We start from the raw sequence: 4,493 nt of genomic DNA on the forward strand, positions 1-4,493 counted from the left end.
TGGCCGGGCGGACATCAGGGGCACCGCTAAAACAGAGGGAAAAGCGGCTTTGCCGGAGGCATAACCCAGGTGTTGATTATCGCCCGTTTCGGGTACCTTAAACTGGGTGCCATCCACGCAGAAGATTTTCAGGCCACAGGTAGGGGTCCAGTGGAAGACCCCTCGAGAATGACGAGTACGGGATCCTTATCTGTTATCGTGCCAAAAATGTTGTTTCACGTGTGCTTCCAGCATCAGCGACATCGCGTCAATATCAAGCACCCCGTTACTTTTCTTAAAATTGTAGCGACCAGTAAACAACATGTGGCTCCAGGCTATTGGTGATATCCGAGTGAATTCATCAATAATGTTCTGAGATACACTGCTGGCAACCATTCTTTCATAGACAGAATTCAGGATCATACTGTTGTAAGCAATAATGCCATTAGCAATTAACCTTGCTGCATGGGCACTTATGCGGTTTTCAACGATCCTTTTACCCTGGAATACACCGTGATACGTTTTCCTTATATTTCTCTGAAGTTGGTGGTAAGCCTCGGTACGGTTTCTGGCGCTTCGTATGGCTTTCCTGAGTTGCATATCGTCGATCAGATTCAGGACATGGATGCTTTTAAATATTGCATTGTATTCAAATAATGCGGCTTTTAACCTGGCATAGCGAGCATGGGAGTTTAGTTTGCGAATGATATTGCTTTGCGTGTTTTCCTGCATGATGAGTGAAAGTAACACCCGTATCACGCCACGACGTTGAGAACGTATTCGTTCAACATTGATAACTTTTTTGGATTTTATTAAGCCCGTGTAGTTATCCAGTGGTTGGGTAGCATGTAAACCATCTGCTGCACTCCTTACATTTTTGATGCTGGGGACATAATCAACGTCTATCGAATCAAGCGTGACAAAATTCAGCTGATTCAGTGAGTGGTTGTCGCCCGTGACCATATGAATGTCAATATCGGTTTTATTGTTGTAAATCATGTCGTAAAGAGAGTGTCCTTCATACTCATTCAGGCCAATATTCTTGGCATTCACTGCGACATAATTGGCAATCAAAGTATACAAGGATATGCCGCGCCCTTTACCCAAATATTTTCTGGAGTAGCGAGACTGGATAGTACTGTCCGTTGTCGAAAATTTTTGCCCGTCAGCATCCGCCAGAATTTTGTTATCTATGAGATCCCACTGCCTGAATATGGGTAATGAATGAATATGATTACTGACAATATCGTTGGCAGAACATAATGTGTCAACACGAATAAAGTCTTCTCGTGTCGAGCGTAACGGACTGATGTCAAGATCGGACATATCTGCCATTTTCAGAACACCAAATCCGAAGGCTTCTGATAACAAACAGCCGGTTATTGCCAGAGGCAACGGCTTTTTTCGCTTAATGTAACGATCTTTTATGTGAGTAAACCCATTCCACATACCAATATGCTCGCCAATAAACATCACTATGTTAGCGATGTCAACTTTGGGTAGTTTTTTGAAGAAAGCATCATCCAGTTTCTCAGTACTGTCATAGAGTAGGCTCCAGCATTGCTGACCTGTTTTAGTCTCCCAGATATTGAATCCGGGATTATTATTGTTATCTATATTACGAGTGGTTCTTTCCCAAGCATCATTGAGCTCCTGAAGAGCGTTATCAAGACGTTGATCACAGTAAACAGGGATTTTGGGGTAACCAAAGTCCGCTGAGATCTTTTCAGCATCATCTACCAGAGTATCGTCGATCAGATCGATATCAATATCACAGTAGGATACACTGTCGTTACAGTACAATCTTCCCCGGTCAATCTCATGATAAACTTTCTGATAGACAAAAAACTCGAAACGATAAGGATCTATGTGAGTATCAGTTGATTTACGCTTTAAATATCTGGTCATGCTTTTAGGTATGGTAAATCCAAGGTCATCACAAATTTTCAAATCAGATGGACTTTTTCCACTGACGTAATGCGATTTTAAAATAGAAACTAACCCTCCTATATAACTGTCTGCTTTGTAATATTCAAAAACCACGGAGGTAAGTACAGGACGTAAATACAGTGAGAAAATCCTGGATGTTTTTCCGTAATATTCCCAAAGTGCGGCTTTTTTATCAAAGGATTTACCCTCCAGAAATTGAGCCATCGCCGAAAATTGCTCTCTGGGTAAGATGCTGTAAGCTATATTATTTAACTCGTCCGATGTCAGTTCCGGGTTTCTTGTTGGGAACCACTTCAGGAATTTTGCCAGCTTAGGGAAGTCGGTTACTACAGCAGAACTGTGCTCCATATGGGCTATAGAAGCATAAATTTTGCCCGCATCCATGATAGCGCGGGTATGGTAGTTAAAACTCACGATGAGGTTGTCCATGATCTGCTGATAGCGGTAGTGAACAAAGCAGAGAATATGCAACCACTGTTGATGCTTACTTAGCCTCCTCAATCGGGAGGCAGCGTATTATTCCGTAATATCAGCATAATAACGCACTGCGTTTTTCGACAGATTTAATGACGGAATAAAACCTTTAGTGAAGATGTACAAATCCCTGAGCCGTAAGGCTTTGTCCACTTCCGTTTTGACCGCTGTATACTGAAAATCCTTTTGATCAGCCCGAATAATATTGAGTGAAGTAAGACCATCATCCCGATCAATAAGCGCTGTAAGCTGCTCACCAATGGCTTCCGGCACCGATTCGATGACAGCCTTTAGCCGCTTGTCTTCATCGCTAAATGCTCTGGTGAATATATCCTGAAATGAGGTATAGGAAGGTATAATGATTTTTTGACGATCAAAGTAGACCAACAACTGACGAAATGCACTATGTCCTTTGGGGTAATAACGGAGAAGATTGCTGATATGTGATTGTATGTCTGACACCAAATCAGATGTCCAGGCACAATAATTGAATAAAGAAAGGATTACCTGCCGCTGAATTCGTACATAATCACGGGAAATACGCCCAGTGAACGATGTCGTGAGGGAGTTTTTATAATAAACATTCGCAATAAACTGAACATCGTTACTGACATCCTCCAGTGAGAAACTGAAGAATTGCTGTTTAGCCTTGAAATAACCCAGTTGCAATATGAAGAAAATACGCGTTTTAGTATTACTGAACTGTGCTAATGCATCCCTTTCAGATTGCGTTAACGTGAAGTAAAGCCGTTGCTCATGGTCATTGAATTCCGGTTGACTGTAAAGCTCTTCGACTTCAGCATTTGATAACAGTTGGATACGTTTAATATTTTCCAATCGTTCGCTCATAGTCAGGTATTGACAACCTCTATGTGGATTTCAGTGAGAGGCTCAACAGCCTTCATTCAGAGAGTATAAAAAGTGTACTTTTTGCACTCTCTGTGTCGATGATCAAAGATCTAATTAAGCGGGCTCTTTTCAGTGCAAAAACCGTTGCTATAATCATCGTGCATTTATTATACATAGCAGTAAGGTTTTTACACCATGAACAATGAAATATCAAAAATTACAGCCTATCGGGTGGGTTATGCCCGGGTCAGTAGTGCCGGACAAAACCTGGACTCCCAGATTGATGCCTTAGAGAAAGCCGGCTGCAGCAAAATATTTACCGACAAAATGACAGGATCGCGCATGAACAGGCCCGGGTGGGAGCTATTGCTGGAGCATCTACGTACAGGCGACAGTCTGGTGGTGACCGAACTGAGCCGAATGACACGATCATTGCTTGATATGCTGCAAACGAGCCAACAACTGGAAGCGCGGCAAATCAATCTGGTCTCGCTGAGGGAAAATATCGATACCAGCACAGCAACAAGGCGCGGTTTTCTGTCCATGATGGGGGTAATTCACCAGATGGAACGGGAACTTAAAGCAGAGCGCGCAGCTGCCGGGAGAGCGGCGGCCAAAGCCAGAGGTAAAAGCGGTGGCCGTCCACGAACTGACCTCGATAAGTTAGAACATGCCAGAATTTTGTATGAAAATTCAGATAAGACAGCGGCCGAAGTTTGTGGGTTGACGGGGGTTGGCCGGCGAACCTTCTTTTCGTATCTTCAGCAACAGAGGGAAGGTATTAATGGGCAAACGAAAGGCGACTCCTACTAACATGAAGAAACAAACGACCCGAGAGCTCCAGGGGCTCAATATTGATGAGTTGGTCGATGAAATGCCTGAGGCGGTGCTCAGAACGCTTCATGACCGTATTGTTAACCGTCTCAATATGTTACAACGCCAGCGGACAATGCAGAGTATGGCTGATTTCCGCCCAGGCGATGTGGTGAGTTTCCAGACTGATGGCGATGAAATTATCGGGATACTGGTGCGCCTGAACAAAAAGTCGGTCACAGTTCACACTGAGAACGGCAACCGCTGGAACGTCGCTCCGCAATTGTTGACGCTGGTCAAACGGCCACTGACTCTGGAGGATGAAGTGGAAAAAACAAGCAGTAAATCAATTCATTAAAACGACAGGTTACGTTACTCGTCATTTTCGAGGGTTCTTCCACTGGACCCCAGGTAGAATACGTGGTCTC

4 protein-coding genes are annotated in these 4,493 nt (G+C 43.7%); 2 read left to right on the forward strand and 2 right to left on the reverse strand.

Annotated features, from left to right (window positions below; genetic code table 11):
• Nucleotides 1-186 precede the first annotated feature (186 nt).
• Nucleotides 187-2,358, reverse strand: coding sequence for a Tn3 family transposase (locus AAC147_RS05890; protein WP_197056433.1), 2,172 nt, complete (start codon nucleotides 2,356-2,358; stop codon nucleotides 187-189).
• Between the two features lie 87 nt (nucleotides 2,359-2,445).
• Nucleotides 2,446-3,252 carry a DUF4158 domain-containing protein gene (locus AAC147_RS05895; protein ID WP_231571639.1) on the reverse strand — a complete coding sequence of 269 codons (807 nt, stop codon included), beginning with the start codon at nucleotides 3,250-3,252 and terminating at the stop codon, nucleotides 2,446-2,448.
• Nucleotides 3,253-3,447: 195 nt separating this feature from the next.
• Between AAC147_RS05895 and AAC147_RS05900 the strand changes: the two genes are divergently transcribed.
• A complete protein-coding gene (locus AAC147_RS05900) occupies nucleotides 3,448-4,065 on the forward strand; it encodes a recombinase family protein (RefSeq protein WP_047685969.1) in 618 nt (205 codons plus the stop codon).
• 1 nt (nucleotide 4,066) lies between these two features.
• Entirely contained in the window at nucleotides 4,067-4,423 is a 357-nt protein-coding gene (locus AAC147_RS05905) for a hypothetical protein (RefSeq protein WP_047685972.1), read from the forward strand.
• Nucleotides 4,424-4,493 lie beyond the last annotated feature (70 nt).

Source organism: Xenorhabdus sp. NBAII XenSa04 (assembly GCF_963866145.1).
Lineage (GTDB): Bacteria > Pseudomonadota > Gammaproteobacteria > Enterobacterales > Enterobacteriaceae > Xenorhabdus > Xenorhabdus indica.